The 16,813-nt window shown below is 44.8% G+C and carries 13 protein-coding genes, 1 rRNA gene, 1 pseudogene and 1 riboswitch (1 of these 16 running past the window's edge); of the genes and pseudogenes, 9 read left to right on the forward strand and 6 right to left on the reverse strand.

The features are described from left to right. The first annotated feature begins 348 nt into the window (after positions 1–348). Positions 349–1,479 carry a response regulator aspartate phosphatase gene (locus AUL54_RS15610; protein WP_060964461.1) on the forward strand — a complete coding sequence of 377 codons (1,131 nt, stop codon included), beginning with the start codon at positions 349–351 and terminating at the stop codon, positions 1,477–1,479. Between the two features lie 1,356 nt (positions 1,480–2,835). Here the strand turns inward: AUL54_RS15610 and AUL54_RS15625 are convergent. Continuing rightward, complete coding sequence (locus AUL54_RS15625; RefSeq protein WP_060964464.1) at positions 2,836–3,477, reverse strand: cupin domain-containing protein; 642 nt, start codon at positions 3,475–3,477, stop codon at positions 2,836–2,838. Between the two features lie 214 nt (positions 3,478–3,691). On the opposite strand from AUL54_RS15625, the gene hmpA reads away from it, so the two are divergent. Together hmpA and AUL54_RS15635 are read left to right on the forward strand one after the other, a co-directional pair. Continuing rightward, positions 3,692–4,867 (forward strand): NO-inducible flavohemoprotein, encoded by a 1,176-nt coding sequence (gene hmpA / locus AUL54_RS15630; protein ID WP_060964465.1) that lies wholly within the window; start codon positions 3,692–3,694, stop codon positions 4,865–4,867. Positions 4,868–5,003: 136 nt separating this feature from the next. Beyond that, positions 5,004–5,849, forward strand: coding sequence for a glucosaminidase domain-containing protein (locus AUL54_RS15635; RefSeq protein WP_060964466.1), 846 nt, complete (start codon positions 5,004–5,006; stop codon positions 5,847–5,849). 32 nt (positions 5,850–5,881) lie between these two features. Here the strand turns inward: AUL54_RS15635 and AUL54_RS15640 are convergent, their stop codons facing one another. From AUL54_RS15640 to cudC, 3 genes are all read right to left on the reverse strand, one after another. After that, positions 5,882–6,550 carry a potassium uptake protein KtrA gene (locus AUL54_RS15640; RefSeq protein ID WP_060964467.1) on the reverse strand — a complete coding sequence of 223 codons (669 nt, stop codon included), beginning with the start codon at positions 6,548–6,550 and terminating at the stop codon, positions 5,882–5,884. Between the two features lie 161 nt (positions 6,551–6,711). Further along, positions 6,712–7,251, reverse strand: coding sequence for a biofilm surface layer hydrophobin BslA (gene bslA, locus AUL54_RS15645; protein ID WP_060964468.1), 540 nt, complete (start codon positions 7,249–7,251; stop codon positions 6,712–6,714). A 164-nt stretch (positions 7,252–7,415) separates the two neighbouring features. Further along, positions 7,416–7,976, reverse strand: coding sequence for a transcriptional regulator GbsR (cudC, locus tag AUL54_RS15650; RefSeq protein ID WP_016938177.1), 561 nt, complete (start codon positions 7,974–7,976; stop codon positions 7,416–7,418). Between the two features lie 200 nt (positions 7,977–8,176). Between cudC and betB the strand changes: the two genes are divergently transcribed. From betB to AUL54_RS15665, 3 genes are all read left to right on the forward strand, one after another. Beyond that, positions 8,177–9,649 carry a betaine-aldehyde dehydrogenase gene (betB, locus tag AUL54_RS15655; RefSeq protein ID WP_060964469.1) on the forward strand — a complete coding sequence of 491 codons (1,473 nt, stop codon included), beginning with the start codon at positions 8,177–8,179 and terminating at the stop codon, positions 9,647–9,649. A 17-nt stretch (positions 9,650–9,666) separates the two neighbouring features. Then, on the forward strand, positions 9,667–10,875 hold the full coding sequence (gene gbsB, locus AUL54_RS15660; protein WP_060964470.1) for a choline dehydrogenase: 1,209 nt from the start codon (positions 9,667–9,669) through the stop codon (positions 10,873–10,875). 71 nt (positions 10,876–10,946) lie between these two features. Continuing rightward, the gene (locus tag AUL54_RS15665) at positions 10,947–11,528 is read left to right on the forward strand and encodes an MOSC domain-containing protein (protein ID WP_060964471.1); all 582 of its coding nucleotides are present in this window, start codon (positions 10,947–10,949) and stop codon (positions 11,526–11,528) included. A gap of 1 nt (position 11,529) precedes the next feature. Here the strand turns inward: AUL54_RS15665 and AUL54_RS15670 are convergent, their stop codons facing one another. Beyond that, complete coding sequence (locus AUL54_RS15670) at positions 11,530–12,018, reverse strand: DinB family protein (protein ID WP_060964472.1); 489 nt, start codon at positions 12,016–12,018, stop codon at positions 11,530–11,532. A gap of 146 nt (positions 12,019–12,164) precedes the next feature. Between AUL54_RS15670 and AUL54_RS15675 the strand changes: the two genes are divergently transcribed. Next, complete coding sequence (locus AUL54_RS15675; RefSeq protein WP_060964473.1) at positions 12,165–12,695, forward strand: NfeD family protein; 531 nt, start codon at positions 12,165–12,167, stop codon at positions 12,693–12,695. 19 nt (positions 12,696–12,714) lie between these two features. Beyond that, positions 12,715–14,245: pseudogene (locus tag AUL54_RS15680) on the forward strand (flotillin family protein). 30 nt (positions 14,246–14,275) lie between these two features. Here AUL54_RS15680 and thiT read toward each other — a convergent pair. Next, on the reverse strand, positions 14,276–14,857 hold the full coding sequence (gene thiT, locus AUL54_RS15685; RefSeq protein ID WP_060964474.1) for an energy-coupled thiamine transporter ThiT: 582 nt from the start codon (positions 14,855–14,857) through the stop codon (positions 14,276–14,278). Between the two features lie 99 nt (positions 14,858–14,956). Then, a riboswitch (TPP riboswitch) is annotated at positions 14,957–15,057 on the reverse strand. A gap of 364 nt (positions 15,058–15,421) precedes the next feature. Between thiT and AUL54_RS15690 the strand changes: the two genes are divergently transcribed. After that, positions 15,422–16,813: ribosomal RNA gene (locus tag AUL54_RS15690) — 16S ribosomal RNA — on the forward strand (it continues 158 nt past the right edge of the window).

Raw genomic sequence — 16,813 nt, forward strand, 5'->3', positions numbered from 1 at the left:
AATAAAGTAGACTTGAAGAGAGTCTACTTATAAACCTATTCCAAAGTACACACTTTCATAGAGCTTAAAACATTTGAGTGATAAAGTAATGCTCATTTTAAATGACACATCCTTAATCCCTCCCATTTATATTCCCTATACATTAGTTTTATTATCGCAAATTGAATGGCCATTTCCAACATTTAAGTGAAAATAAGTAATCTGTAATAAGTCTAATGGTATAGAAATAATGTTTCCTTTATTCAATAAAACTATGATCATTTTCCGGCAGACCGCAAAAAACTGCATTTATTTTACTAAACATATTATGGAAATGTTAGAATATTATATAAAAGGAGGAGTGGCCTTGTGAGTTCTGTTTTACCATCATCGGAGGTAGGCGTTAAAATTAATGAATGGTACAAAATGATACGTCAGTTCAGTGTTCCGGATGCGGAAATTTTGAAGGCGGAGGTGGAGCAGGAAATAAATGAGATGGAAGAAGACGAGTATTTACTGATTTACTACACCCTCATGAAATTCCGCCATCAGCTCATGCTGGATTATTTAGAACCGGTGACGACCCGCGTGAGACCGACAATTGACGAGCTGCTGGAAAAAATCGAAGCATCAAATAAAGGAATTTCCGGCCTGCTGTGCTATTACTCTTTATTTTTCCGCGGCATGTATGAATTTGATCAAAAGCAGTATGTAAAGGCGATCGGCTTTTATAGAGAGGCTGAAAAACAACTTGTTCATGTGCATGATGAAATTGAGAGAGCGGAGTTTCATTTTAAATTGGCTGAAGCATATTACGGTATGAAACAAAGCCACGTCTCCATGCATCACGTAAAGCAAGCGCTCGATATTTACGATCAGTATGAGTTGTATAAAGTCCGGAAAATTCAATGTCTATTCGTCATATCGGGGAATTATGTTGACTTTAAACGCTTTGAAAAAAGTTTGCCGCATTTAGAAAAAGCTTTAGAGTTGTCGAAACAAGTAAACAATAATGAAAGGCTGCTCAGTTCTGCTTATTACAACATAGGAAAGAATTACGGAGACCTAGAAGAGTATAGTAAAGCTGAAATCTACTTAAAAAAAGCAGCGGAGATATCTGAAAAGTATAAATTGGGTAACCTCCCGCATTCCTTGTTTACATACGCAAAACTTCTATTTAAACAAGGGAAAACAAGCGAGGCGATTCAAATCAGCAAAAAGGGACTTTCATCAGCGATATATCACGGGGATAAGCTGTTTGAATCTCTGCAAAAATATTTGGATGCTTTATATATTAATGCAATAGACCAAATGGGAATCAAAAAAACAATTGATTACCTTGAGAAAAATAAAAACTATTCGTATGTAGAAGATATTGCTCTTGATACGGCTGCTGTTTATGCAGAGTCAAAACAATATGACAAATCTTATTTTTATCATCGAAAAATGATTCAAACACAAAAACAAATTCAGAGGGGAGAATGCCTGTATGAATTTTAGAAAAGGCGTATTTATCATTGTATCGGCTGTCGTTTTAATGTCAGGGGTCGGTCTAACGGCATCAGCTGTTTCATTTGATGGATCATATCAAGTTTCATCTGATCGTAATCAAACCTAAGAAGGAGAGTGCCTGTATGAATTTTAAAAAGAGCATCTTCATCGTCCTGGGTCTGACATTGACTTTAGTATGTGGGTTGGGTATGAACTCGGTAGAAAAACAAGCACAGGATACAATCAAAGTAGCTTCTGACCGCCTTCAAACTTGAACGTATAAAGCCTTTTCTTCGGAAAAGGCTTTTTTAGTTTTCTTCATTAGTTTCAAAACATCCACCTGTTTTTTCCTTTCAATTGTTCAATGGAGGGGTTTTTCTCAAAGCGGGACATATAATAACTTTTCGTTCAAAATCAGTCATTTGATCATCTCCCAACTTCATAAGTCTCAAGGGAAAAAGAGAATCAAATACAATAAGCCATCTATCCCCCTTTAAGTCCTTCACACGAAATTCCTTCCGTAGGTGTTTCCATAATGAACTGCGCAGATAACCTTGCGTATGTATCCGTCGCCATAAAGCTCGAACGATAATTCTATGCTAATATTTAAAAAATATGGCACTCAATATTTATAAGTTCAATTTTCTTTTCAATTTATCAATTTAATGGAGGGAAAATAGAAAGGAGAGAAATGAGAAAGTATTTTGGGATCGTGTCGCTTATCATTCTTTTATTCACATTGTGCTTTCTGCCTCATATTCATTGGGCGCTTGGAATTCTAGGAATTGTCGTGGGGAGTATTCTGGCAATCAAATCACCTAAAGGAATTGCAAAGAATATTTCTTTTGTTATCCTGGCACTTTGTTTACTTTTACTATTATTCTTGATTGTGATGGGCGTTTTGATGGCAGGTCTAGTGGGAAATTAACTTTAATTTACAATCCTATTTGGGACCAACTTGTTCATTTTTCGCCAAACAGAAGATATTTTATCAGAAAGACTGGTCAGCAAACCCTATCATCTCCACACTGGCAGCGTAGAGATCAGGGGGGCGAGCCCCTTGGCTTCCATACCTTTATAAGTTTTTAATCCTCTGCAGCAGCCTCTGTGTTCTGCTTCATTTCTAACAACTAAATGAAAGGAATAAGAGGAAAATCTATCTTCTACTAACTCTTTCAGCGCAGTGGCACTTCTTTTAACAGCGCTCCCCGCTCTTTCTCTGTGGTCTTCACGTCTGCTTCAGAAATATGTGATTCAAAAAAATTGCCCGAAGGTGAGTACAAAGTAAGCTGCGGAACCGGACCGTAATGATTAAGAGCCCCTCTTTCATGAGGGGCTTTTTTTAATGCCGCTCCTGCTCTCCGTTTAATACCCCCAATATAACGGCGGATCATAATGCCGATACGGATCATTCGGATAATGCGTATTTGGCTGATAAGGTTTATTCATATCGTGAATACCCGTATTTTCAGACTGCCCGCAGTATTTATCGGGACCTATCACAGTTGATTTGCGGATCGGTGAAACAGCTTTTTCCCATTCCTGTTCATTCAGACAGTACGTATGCGCCATGATCTCGGGCGGCGTGAGGCGGAGAATATCCGAGCCGTAAATCACTTCAGGCGTATGGGCGTCAAATATGGCCAAAAGATGGGTATTATCTGAAGTCGCGATCTCATAATGCCACCACCCCTGCGGAATATTTGCCACTTGCCCGGGGGTGAGCGGGTAATTTCGTATTTTCCGGGTGAACGGATTCAGCATCGACACGGTTGCGGAACCCGAAATACAGTACACCAATTCAGCGGCATTTTGATGGGTATGCGGTTCAATCACATTTGTCTTGCTCAAAAAGATATCCAGTAATGAAATATTTTCAAGCGTGTTTAACTGTTTAATCCCCAATACATTAATAAAGTTCCGATGATCTTTAGTGAAAAAACGGCTCTCATTCACATCATATGTGAACTGTGTATTCGGAGACGTGTAATCCATATAAGAAACCATACAATCCCCTGCTTTCATGTGTAAACGTATAATTTCTACAATATGTGTCCCGGTTCCAATAGGTGAAAAAGGGAATAAAAACCAATGATTCCAAACTGAACACAATATTGTGACGACTTTTCTAAAGATTCATTTAAGATATATCTTTTATTCGAAATATCTCTTACTATAAAGATATATTAAAAATACATCTTTAGAAGGGTTGAGGATTAACATGCTGGATGAGAGAACAATAGACATCATCAAAAGCACAGTACCCGTATTGAAAACACATGGAGAAAACATCACAGGACGCTTTTATAACCTGATGTTTCAAGATCATCCCGAACTGTTAAATATGTTTAACCAAACGAACCAAAAGAAACAGACGCAGCGCGCAGCATTGGCAAATGCAGTCATTGCGGCTGCGGCGAATATTGATCAATTAGAACAAATCATTCCGGCGGTCAGACAGATCGGCCATAAACACACAAGCATCGGGGTAAAGCCGGAGCATTATCCGATTGTCGGAAAATATCTGCTTCTGGCGATCAAGGATGTGCTTCAGGATGCCGCAACTCCTGACATTATGGGAGCATGGGAAAAAGCTTACGGTGTTATTGCAGAGGCTTTCATCGGCATTGAAAAAGATATGTACAATGAGGCCGGATGGCAGGGATATAAAGAATTTACGGTGATAAAGAAAACCGAAGAAAGCAAAGACATCACATCATTTTATATCAAACCGAGCGACGGCTCTGCGCTTCCTGAATTTGAAGCGGGGCAATATATCAGCATTAAAGTGCGGATTGCAGATTCTCCTTATACGCACATTCGCCAATACAGCCTGTCTGATGCTGCCCGAAAAGGCGAATATCGGATTTCCGTGAAAAAGGACGGAGCGGTTTCTTCTCATCTCCACAATGAAGTTCAAGAAGGAGATAAACTTGAAGTCAGCGCACCCGCCGGGGATTTCAAACTGTCTTCCGCCGAAAAACCGGCTGTCCTTCTCAGTGCCGGTTCCGGAATCACGCCGATGATGAGCATGCTGAAAACAGCCGCCGAAAAACAGCCGGAGCGTTCTATTACTTTTATTCATGCCGCGAAAAACGGAGAGTACGCCGCGTTCCGCAAAGAAGTCGAGCAAGCTGCGGCAGGCGATCCGAATATTAACGTCATTTATGTATACAGTGAACCGTCGGAACAAGACCGCTCAGGGGACAAGCCTTTTTACAGCGGCCGGATTGATCAAAGCTTCTTAGAGCAGCTGCATCTGAATCAAGATACTGAATTTTACTTGTGCGGTTCAGCACCGTTTATGACGCAAATGAAAGATATGATTCTTGCACTCGGGTTTAAATCTGATTCCGTTCAATTTGAATTGTTCGGTCCTCAGCTGAGCATGGCATAAAAAAAGACTCCTCTTTGAGGGGTTTTTTGTTTGCACACATGTTCTTTCTCCGTCTTTTTCCCTATTTTATTGAAATTTTCATCAATGACCAGTAAAATTATAAATCTAGTGATTCCGGAATTAAAGGAAGGTTGATATGAAAAAGAAAGCAAAGACCAAAAGGGTGCTTGGATGCCTTTTTGCTGTATCTCTTATATTCGGATTATTTCTGGTATCAATGGTGTTTTCGAAATTCATAGCGACGGAAGAAAAACCGCCTGAAGAGGTGGACGGGCAGCAGGTCTTTATTGACAGCCTTTCCGGGCATGCTCAGATTTTATATGAGAAATATCATGTCCTTCCGAGCATCACCCTTGCACAGGCCATTCTCGAATCGGATTGGGGGAACAGTGAGCTTGCTGGAAAAGCGCGCAACCTGTTCGGTGTAAAAGGTGATTATAAAGGAAAACACGTCACGATGAAAACAGATGAATTTGAAAAAGGGAAACGAAAAACGATTCGGGCAAAATTCCGTAAGTACAACACGTTTTTTGAATCCATGGATGACCACGCCAAATTATTTGTCAAAGGAACGTCTTGGAATAAAAAGAAGTATAAACCCGTCATAGAAGCGGACGATTATAAATCAGCTGCGGCAGCCCTTCAAAAATCCGGCTATGCCACAGATCCCGACTATGCGGAAAAAATTAAAGATGTCATAGAAACCTATAACCTGAATGAATTTGACAAAATCAATGCCTCTCTTAAAGCAGTTGATAAGAAAGGCGCCATCAAAGACTACGCCATGGAAGATGTTTGGTCCAAGCCGTCGAAAGAGCAGCATTCTATTAAACTGGCATCGGCGCAAAAGTTTACCGGCCAGCATATTAAAGTTGTCTCTGAGAAGCAAAACGGCGGATCCGTCTGGTATCAATTTCAGGTGAAAGACAAGCTGATCGGCTGGGTTGACCAAACCGCCGTCCAGTTAAATGAAGAAACATAAGCATCACAAAAGCCGGCCGCAGCCGGCTTTTTTTACATTCCCTCTGTTTCAAATCTTTTAATATCACGTTTATGCCCCATCAGCACAAGGCAGTCACATTCATGGACGACAGTCTCCGGAGAAGGGGACAGCTGAATGTCTCCATTATGTTTCACGGCGAGAATGGTGCAGCCGAATCTGGCACGGACGCCGAGGTCAAGAATGGTTTTTAAATGGAGTTTTTTCGTGGCTGACAGTTCTACGATGCTATATTCATCTGACAGATCAATATAATTTAAGACGTTTTCATCCGACAGGCTTTGCGCAATCCTCACGCCCATATCCTTTTCCGGGTGAATAACACGATCAGCGCCGATTTTCTCAAGCACTTTGTGATGATAATAATTTTGCGCCTTCACCCAAATGTTAGGGATGTTCAGTTCTTTCAATAACAGCGTCGTCAGCGTGCTCGCCTGAATGTTGGCGCCGATTGCCACGATGACATATTCAAAATTTCTGATGCCGAGCGATTGAAGTTCGCTTTCTTCCGTCGCATTTGCCCGCACGGCATGAGTGGCATAAGAGGAGTATGCGTTGACCCGCTCTTCGCTGATATCGACGGCCAGCACCTCATGCCCCATTTTAAAAAGCTCTTTGCAGATGCTTCCGCCGAAACGGCCGAGTCCGATGACGGCAAATTGTTTATTTTTGATTTTTCCCAATCCTCATAACTCCTTAAGAAACTGTTTTTGTCACTCCAAATACAACAAACAAGAATGTACTCCTGTTTCAAAGGTTTGTCAATGTGAGAGCCGGAAGAAAAAACGGCACAAAAAAAGACCGGCTGACAAGCGGTGGGCTTGTGCCGGTCCGTTTTTCGCAATTATTTGCAGTTGCAAGGCTGTGTCGGCGGTGTGCTGCGTTTTTGAACAACAATTGTGTCCTCAGCATAGAATTTAGAGCCGATGCTCAATGATTTATTTTCTGCACGGAACTTATATGTACCTGCAGCAGGCAGCGTTTTATTATTAAGAGAAAGCTTAAATTCCGCCGCGCCGAGCAAATCAATGTTTAACGGAAGTCTGACTGTTTTGCCGTTATTCAGAATCTGTCTTTCACGCAAAGCGTGTCCGTTGATTGTATCCTTTGTTGTAGCCGCAAATCCGCTAGGAAGGGTAAATTCCATAACGCCTAAGCTCAGAATCGTGTTCGGGCGGTACGTCAATTCGATATCAGAAAATGACCATTCCTGCTGGCTGGCACCTGTGTATTTTGCAAATAAGGTAGCGGTCGCCTTTGTGGACATTTCCGGCTCGTGAACGGTTGAACCTGATTCAGCGGCGAATGACGCTGTCGGCAGAGAAAGCAGTAAAACCAAGCCGAATAAACTTGCCATGACAGTTGAGAAAAACTTTTGTTTCATATCAAAATCCCCCTTAAAAAAATTTGTCGATCGTTCTTAAAAAAGAACGACCGTACCTATAAAAATTTACCATCAATTTTAATGGAAGTAAATGGGGTTATGTTCCTATATTTCCTCGAAAACAATCAAATCACGTCGAAAAATGACGAAGAAAAAACGCCTGATTACGATTCAGGCGTTTTTTCGTCTGTTTCTATCGGAATAAAGTTAAAAATCTCTCCGCTCCGGACTGAATCGGCGAGCCGCTTCAGCCAATGATAATAGGCCTTCGAGCTTTCAAGCTGATCATATAACTGCCGCGCTTCTTCCTGTAATTCCGCGCTTCCTTCTTCTGCCAGCAAAACGGCCTGCAAATCCGCCTGGGCCTGTACGATGGCGGACAAATTCACCTGAACTTCCCGATCCCATTTCGGCGGGAAGAAATTCGTGAAAAACGTAAAGAAATCCTTTTCCGCTACAAATGTATGCTTCCGCGTGCCGCGGTGGAAGGTTTTTTTGACTACATTTAAATCCTGCAGCTTTTTGACGCCTGTGCTCATACTCGGTTTGCTCATCTGCAGTTCCTCACGCATTTCATCAAGCGTCATTTCATCCCTCATATACATTGTTCCGTATAAAATTCCGACACTCCGGGTGATTCCGTACAGATCCATTGTCTCAGCAATGGAATCAATGACAAGATCCCTTGCTTGTTCTATAGCTGCAAATTCTGGATTCTCATCCATACTGTCCCTCTTTTCCTCTTGAAGATTAAATTGATTAAGTCATTTCTTTATGTTCTTAATCTTAACGAATCATGGCGAAATGTCAAAACCTAAGCGGACAAACAAGGTTTTGACAGGTTAAAAAACATGTGTTAAATTAACATTGTTAAAAACATTAAATTTTTATTTAACAAACTTACTTTTCGGTAAGGAGGACTCTTATGAGCAAAACGCTTTATATTGGCGGCGAATGGATCAGTGCAGAAAAAAAACAGACCCGCCGTATCATCAATCCATTTAATCAGGAAGAAATTGCAACAGTATGCGAAGGAGACCGGGACGATGCGGTGAAAGCCATCGCCGCAGCCAGAAAAGCATTTGATGAAGGGGAGTGGCCGGTGCTTTCCGGACTTGAGCGCGGTCAATTTGTTCTGAAAATTGCGGAATTAATCAGACGAGATCTGAACGAATTAGCTGAGCTGGAATCGCTGGATACAGGGAAAACCATTGAAGAAAGCAAAGCCGACATGGATGATATCGCAAATGTATTTCAGTATTATGCCGGTTTGGCGGATAAAGACGGAGGCGAGGTCATCTCATCTCCGATTCCTGATTCCGTTAGTAAAATCGTCAGAGAGCCAATCGGCGTATGCGGACAAATTACGCCGTGGAACTATCCGCTCCTTCAGGCGAGCTGGAAAATCGCTCCCGCTCTTGCGGCCGGAAACACGATCGTTTTAAAGCCGAGCGAGATAACTCCGCTGACAACCATTAAAGTCTTTCAATTAATAGAAGAAGCCGGTATTCCGAAAGGAGCCGCCAATCTTGTGCTTGGACCGGGCGCTTCTGTCGGGGATGAGCTGGCGAGAAACCTTGACGTCGATTTGGTGTCCTTTACGGGCGGAATTGAAACAGGCAAAAAAATCATGCAGGCGGCAAGCGGCAATGTGAAAAAGATTGCCCTTGAGCTTGGCGGCAAAAATCCGAATATCGTATTTCAAGATGCAGATCTCGAAACAGCCGCAGATCAAGCGCTCAACGCCGTGTTTTTTCATGCCGGCCAAGTTTGTTCGGCAGGCTCGCGCCTTTTAGTGGACGAAGCCATTCATGATGAATTTTTAGCCGAGCTGATCAAGCGCACGAAACGCATCAAATTAGGAAACGGTTTTCATGAAGATACGGAAAGCGGTCCGCTGATTTCCGCCGAGCATCGGGCCAAAGTTGAAAAATACGTAGAAATCGGAATCGAAGAAGGGGCAAAGCTGGAAACAGGCGGCAAACGTCCTGATGATCCCGCCCTTCAAAACGGTTTCTTCTATGAACCTACTATTTTCTCAAACTGCAAGTCTGACATGAGAATTGTCCAAGAGGAAATCTTCGGCCCCGTTTTAACAGTCGAGTCATTCTCTTCTGAAGAAGAAGTGGTCAGACTCGCCAACGATACCATTTACGGGCTGGCCGGAGCGGTATGGTCAAAGGATATTGAAAAATGCGAACGCGTAGCCGCAAAACTGCGGATGGGTACGGTTTGGATCAATGATTTTCATCCGTATTTCGCGCAAGCGCCGTGGGGCGGGTACAAACAATCAGGCTTCGGCCGCGAACTCGGCAAAATCGGTCTGGAAGAATACACGGAAGTCAAACATATTTACCGCAACACGAAACCTGCACCTGTTAACTGGTTTCAAGCATAACGAGGAGGAGATATAATATGACATTAAATATGAAAGTAGAAAGCATGCATAAATTCCATACATTCGAAATCCCGACAGTTATTAAGCACGGAATCGGCGCGATTCAGCATGCGGGAAAAGAAGTCAGATCGCTTGGCGTCACAAAAGCGCTGCTCGTAACAGACCCGGGAATTTATAATGCGGGAGTGGCAAACCCGGTTATTGAATCCTTACAGGAAGCAGGCATCGAAGTCGTCCTGTTTAACAAAGTGGAGCCGAACCCGCCTGTACGTCTTGTGAACGAAGGATCTGAACTGTATAAAAAAGAAAGCTGCAACGGCCTTGTGGCTGTCGGCGGCGGAAGCTCTATGGATACGGCGAAAGCGATCGGAGTAGAAGCGACACACGAAGGTAGCGTGCTTGATTATGAAGCCGCGGAAGGCAAAAAGCCGCTGGAAAACCGTATTCCTCCGCTGACAACGATCCCGACAACTGCCGGAACGGGTTCAGAGGTTACGCAATGGGCGGTCATTACAGACGAGGAAAGAGAATTTAAATTCAATACGGGCGGACCGCTTATCGCCGCGCATTTAACAGTCATTGATCCTGAGCTGCATACGTCCATGCCTCCGCATGTGACGGCCATGACAGGTATCGATGCTCTCGCGCACGCCATTGAGTGCTATACGATGAAATTCGCGCAGCCGATCACTGATGCCGTGGCTTTAATGGCTATTGAATATGCGGCGCATTATATTAAGCGTGCGTTCGCGGATGGAGAGGATTTGGAAGCGAGATACGGCATGGCACAGGCGGCGATGCTTGCCGGACTTTCATACGGCAGTGAATCCGCTGGCGCTGCGCATGCAATGAGCCAGACACTCGGCGGCATCATCCCTGTCGCTCACGGGCAATGCGTCGCAGCTATGATGGGGCCGGTAATGGAATACAACTGGAAGGGATATCCGGAAAAATTTGCCCGCATCGCCAAAGCATTCGGAATCGATACAAGCAACATGACAACCGAAGAAGCGGCCAAAGCGTCCGTCAATTGGATGTATGACCTTGTAAAAGATTTAGAGGTGCCGAGCTTAGAAGAACAAGGTGTGTCTCCGGACATGATTGAGCGCTTATCAAAAGAAGCCATGAAAGATCCGCAAACCTTCGGAAATCCAAGAGACTTGAATGAGAAAGCATACAACTGGATTTACAAACGCTGCTTTGACTTAACGCCGAAAACGGTATAATAATTGAACCCCGCTCCTTTACAGAGCGGGGTTTTTTAAGGATAATGTCAAGAAAAAGGCGGTGACGGGTGATGTGGAAGTGCATAACAGCAAAGGCGGAAGGCGTATATATAGTAGATACGGAACAATTTGTTACCAAAAAGATGGACAAGCTTCGTGCGGAATACGGCGGGTTTCCAGGTGACCTTCATTTCGGACTGACAAAAAAAGCCGGTGCGCGGGAGCCGATGTATCAAAGAGGGACGGAAATTTTTAACCGGAGACAAATTTCAATCGTGTCCATGGAGGAATGTGATGAGATTGCGGCGGCGATGGGGGTTTCTCATATCTTTCCAGAATGGCTCGGCGCTAATATCGCAATCAGCGGTTTTTCTGCACTGACGCCGCTTAAAGAAGGAAGCAGAATGATATTTCCAAGCGGTGCGTCTCTGTTGTGCGAGGGAGAAAATGATCCGTGCATTCAGCCGGGAGAAATCATTCAATCCTTTTACCCGGATCAGCCAAAACTCGCTGCGGCATTTGTGAGGCACGCAATGGGCAGAAGAGGAATTGTCTGTATTGTTGAACGGCCGGGAGACATATGCACGGGTGATTCGGTCGCCATCCATTCCTATGAACCGAAACGCGTCAAGAAAAAAATCGAGAAGGTCTGAGTCAGACCTTCTCGATTTTTTGTTTAATTTCTTTTATTTGATTGATGTGGCGCTTTTCATGATGACCGATAAAATCAATCCACTGGCGGATCGTCAGTTCTTGAAAAACGGGATGCGGAAGCACACGTTCAAAGTCTTCCTCGTTTAATGATGAAATAACGGCGGTCAGCTGCTGTCTTGCTGTATCTAATTCTTGTTTCGCTTCGATGACTGATATTCGGTTTTGCTCAGGTTCAAGCTGTGACGGTGCCGGATGTTTAGTTGTTCTGTCCTCTATAAACTCCATCGGTTTTTCTTCTATTTCTTTTAACGGTGCGTCTTTTGCCTGCTTTGATAAAAGGGCCTGCGCTGATTCGTCAATTTTCTTTAAATGGTCAAGGACTTCGCGCACGCTCCACTCATCAGCCGCGGGCTTTTGGTTGAATTCCTCATCAGAGAGTCCTTTCAGTTCTTCCCAAGTCTGCTGTCTGGCTTCATTAAAAATGCTCATCCTATCTCCTCCTTTGGAGTAAACATATCATATCCGGATTGGATAATCATGTAATCAGCCTTTCTTATCAGAAAATTGAAACCATTTTCCTTTGCAACCGTATATAAAGTAACACTCCGACATCCAGGCCGAAAGGAGGAAAGAATGTGGTCGTATTTCATCTGCCGCTTGAAACGATCTATCTTTACACACTGATTATTGCGGGGAGCCTCACGCTTTTGATTCTGTTTTTTCAAGATGTGTTTCACGGCGTCTCGGAAGCCATTCCTGTTTCATTCGTAAATCCAACGTTGATTTTGTCGTTTTTGACCATCTTTTCAGCCTCAGGTTACATCGGCGAAATCGCAACTCCGCTTTCAAATCCTGTCATTGCATTACTTTCATTTGTGCTTTCAGTTTTTTTGGTCAGCCTGCTTCACTTCTTTGTCCTTGTACCGCTTTCATCAGCGGAAGAATCGCTCGTATACCGGGAGTCGGATTTAAAGGGCAGAATCGGCAGGGTTATTACTTCCGTTCCGAAAGACGGCTATGGGGAAGTGATCATAGAGGGAATCGGAGGCGCTATTTCTAAATCTGCGGTCAGCTTTGATCAAGAACAGATTCAGTACGGAACGGCCGTATTAGTGATTGACGTGAAAGACGGAGTGCTTTTTGTGACGCCGCATGAACCAATCTGATATCTAAGGGGGAACTGTTATGACTATGCCGATTATCATCGTTATCGGAATCGTATTCTTTTTACTCATCGCACTTATTGCTGTATTTATTACGAAGTACCGGACGGCGGGGCCTGACGAAGCCCTTATCGTAACCGGAAGCTATTTGGGCAATAAGAACGTCCACATTGATGAAGGCGGAAATCGTCTGAAAATCGTCCGGGGCGGGGGAACGTTCGTGCTTCCGGTGTTCCAGCAGGCGGAACCTCTCAGTTTACTTTCAAGCAAGCTTGATGTCTCTACACCTGAAGTTTATACAGAACAAGGGGTGCCGGTAATGGCCGACGGAACCGCCATTATAAAAATCGGCGGCTCCATCGGGGAAATCGCAACAGCAGCTGAACAATTTTTAGGGAAGTCTAAGGAGGACCGCGAGCAGGAGGCGCGTGAGGTGCTGGAGGGCCATCTGCGTTCCATCCTAGGCTCCATGACCGTTGAAGAAATTTATAAAAACAGGGAAAAGTTTTCTCAGGAAGTCCAGCGGGTTGCGTCTCAGGATCTTGCCAAAATGGGACTGATGATCGTTTCCTTTACGATTAAAGATGTCCGCGATAAAAATGGCTATCTAGAATCATTAGGTAAGCCGCGAATCGCCCAAGTCAAGCGGGATGCGGACATAGCCACGGCAGAAGCGGATAAAGAGACGAGAATTAAACGCGCGGCGGCTGATAAAGACGCAAAAAAATCAGAGCTGGAGCGGGCGACTGAAATAGCTGAAGCGGAAAAAATCAATCAGCTGAAAATGGCGGAATACAGAAGAGAGCAGGACACAGCAAAAGCCAATGCCGACCAGGCATATGACCTCGAAACAGCAAAAGCCCGCCAGCAGGTGACAGAGCAGGAAATGCAGATTAAAATTATTGAGCGGCAAAAGCAGATTGAATTGGAAGAAAAAGAAATTCTCCGCCGTGAGCGCCAGTATGACTCTGAAGTGAAGAAAAAGGCCGATGCCGACCGTTATTCGGTAGAACAAGCGGCCGCAGCTGCAAAGGCGAAGCAGCTCGCAGAAGCAGATGCCGAACAGTATAGTATTGAAGCGATGGCCAAAGCGGAAGCTGAACGCGTGAGAATTGACGGTCTTGCTAAAGCGGAGGCTGAAAAGGCGAGAGGAGAAACCGAAGCGGAAGTCACCCGCCCTGAAAGGTCTTGCGGAAGCGGAAGCTAAAGAGAAAATTGCTGAAGCCTTCGAAAAATACGGGCAGGCCGCAATCCTCGATATGATTGTGAAAATGCTGCCTGAGTATGCGAAGCAAGTCTCGGCGCCTCTTTCCAACATTGATAAAATAACTGTCGTTGATACGGGAGGAAGCGGTGAAAACGGCGGAGCCAATAAAGTCACGGGCTATGCAACCAATTTAATGGCCGGTCTTCAGGAAAGTTTAAAAGCATCTTCCGGAATCAATGTAAAAGAGATCATTGAGAATTTTTCAGGCAAAGGAAACATAAAACAAAGCATAAATGAACTTACAAAAGAACTGGGCGATTCGAAAGAAGAACGCAGCTCTGGATAAAAAAACAGCAGGCATAACCCGCCTGCTGTTTCAATTTGCCCGCTTGGTTTCAAGAAGCCGCGGCGCCGTCATGAATAATAAGATAAGGACAATGGCCGAAAGGATAAAAGAAGGAATCATATAGGTCGCGTTGTAGACGAGCGAATAAATCCAGACCGGAGTGCCCTTCGGAGCATAGCTTCCGAAAAAGACCGCTCCGGAGATCACATGTGCCGCATACCGCAGCACACTGCCGATAAAAACGCCGCTTATCACATACACCGTTAATGCGCCTCTTTTTTTAGCCAATGCCGTTTCACGGACACCGGAAGCAAACAAGCCGCTGAAACCGAGAACTGCAAACGCCGCGATATAATCAAGAAATAGCTGCACCGGGTGCTGCAAAAACAAATTGCCGATGGCGATCTGGACAATCCCTGTTAAAAAGCCTGTCGTAAGCCCGGCCTTCACTCCCCAGCGGAATGAAATCAAAAAAATCGGAATCATCATAATAGAGACTGATCCGCCTTGTGGCATCCGGAGAAACATACCTGACACAATGTCCAGAATGACGGCCGCTCCGGTCATAATCGCTATTTCTATTAAGCGCACAAGCTGTGTTGAATGATTCATAGTTTTCCCCCTGGTCAGACAACCGTATCAAGGATAAACAAAAAAGCAGCGCGGGGAAGGATGGGAAAAGGTCCGCGCACTGCTTACAAAACTGCAATTCATTTGGCTTTGCCACATCCCTACGCCAGCGTTAACTAACAGGTTCAAAGGGTCAGAACAAAACGTTCACTCTCAGCTTTAATGCTCCCCTTGTGGTCATCAAGTATTTAGTTCAATCTTACTATACAAGAAAATATACCAAACCACAAGACAGCATTCTTTCTATAGAAGAGAAACTGAAATAAGTATGAATGAAAATAAACAGGGACTTTTTTTAAAAAAACTATTGTCATACTTTTAAAAGGGTGTTATATTATTAAACGTCGCTGATGAACAGCAGACAAAACAAAAAGCTTCGAAAACGATTTGAAAAAAGTTGTTGACATAAAAGAAGCTGAGTGGTAAGCTAATAAAGCTGCTTCAACAAGCGGTAATGATCTTTGAAAACTAAACAAGACAAAACGTACCTGTTAATTCAAAGTTTTAAATAAATCGCACAGCGATGTGCGTAGTCAGTCAAACTACTTATCGGAGAGTTTGATCCTGGCTCAGGACGAACGCTGGCGGCGTGCCTAATACATGCAAGTCGAGCGGACAGATGGGAGCTTGCTCCCTGATGTTAGCGGCGGACGGGTGAGTAACACGTGGGTAACCTGCCTGTAAGACTGGGATAACTCCGGGAAACCGGGGCTAATACCGGATGGTTGTTTGAACCGCATGGTTCAGACATAAAAGGTGGCTTCGGCTACCACTTACAGATGGACCCGCGGCGCATTAGCTAGTTGGTGAGGTAACGGCTCACCAAGGCGACGATGCGTAGCCGACCTGAGAGGGTGATCGGCCACACTGGGACTGAGACACGGCCCAGACTCCTACGGGAGGCAGCAGTAGGGAATCTTCCGCAATGGACGAAAGTCTGACGGAGCAACGCCGCGTGAGTGATGAAGGTTTTCGGATCGTAAAGCTCTGTTGTTAGGGAAGAACAAGTGCCGTTCAAATAGGGCGGCACCTTGACGGTACCTAACCAGAAAGCCACGGCTAACTACGTGCCAGCAGCCGCGGTAATACGTAGGTGGCAAGCGTTGTCCGGAATTATTGGGCGTAAAGGGCTCGCAGGCGGTTTCTTAAGTCTGATGTGAAAGCCCCCGGCTCAACCGGGGAGGGTCATTGGAAACTGGGGAACTTGAGTGCAGAAGAGGAGAGTGGAATTCCACGTGTAGCGGTGAAATGCGTAGAGATGTGGAGGAACACCAGTGGCGAAGGCGACTCTCTGGTCTGTAACTGACGCTGAGGAGCGAAAGCGTGGGGAGCGAACAGGATTAGATACCCTGGTAGTCCACGCCGTAAACGATGAGTGCTAAGTGTTAGGGGGTTTCCGCCCCTTAGTGCTGCAGCTAACGCATTAAGCACTCCGCCTGGGGAGTACGGTCGCAAGACTGAAACTCAAAGGAATTGACGGGGGCCCGCACAAGCGGTGGAGCATGTGGTTTAATTCGAAGCAACGCGAAGAACCTTACCAGGTCTTGACATCCTCTGACAATCCTAGAGATAGGACGTCCCCTTCGGGGGCAGAGTGACAGGTGGTGCATGGTTGTCGTCAGCTCGTGTCGTGAGATGTTGGGTTAAGTCCCGCAACGAGCGCAACCCTTGATCTTAGTTGCCAGCATTCAGTTGGGCACTCTAAGGTGACTGCCGGTGACAAACCGGAGGAAGGTGGGGATGACGTCAAATCATCATGCCCCTTATGACCTGGGCTACACACGTGCTACAATGGACAGAACAAAGGGCAGCGAAACCGCGAGGTTAAGCCAATCCCACAAATCTGTTCTCAGTTCGGATCGCAGTCTGCAACTCGACTGCGTGAAGCTGGAATCGCTAGTAATCGCGGATCAGCATGCCGCGGTGAATACGTTCCCG

Origin of the sequence: Bacillus sp. SDLI1 (assembly GCF_001553895.1) — a bacterium.
GTDB classification, from domain to species: Bacteria; Bacillota; Bacilli; order Bacillales; family Bacillaceae; genus Bacillus; species Bacillus siamensis.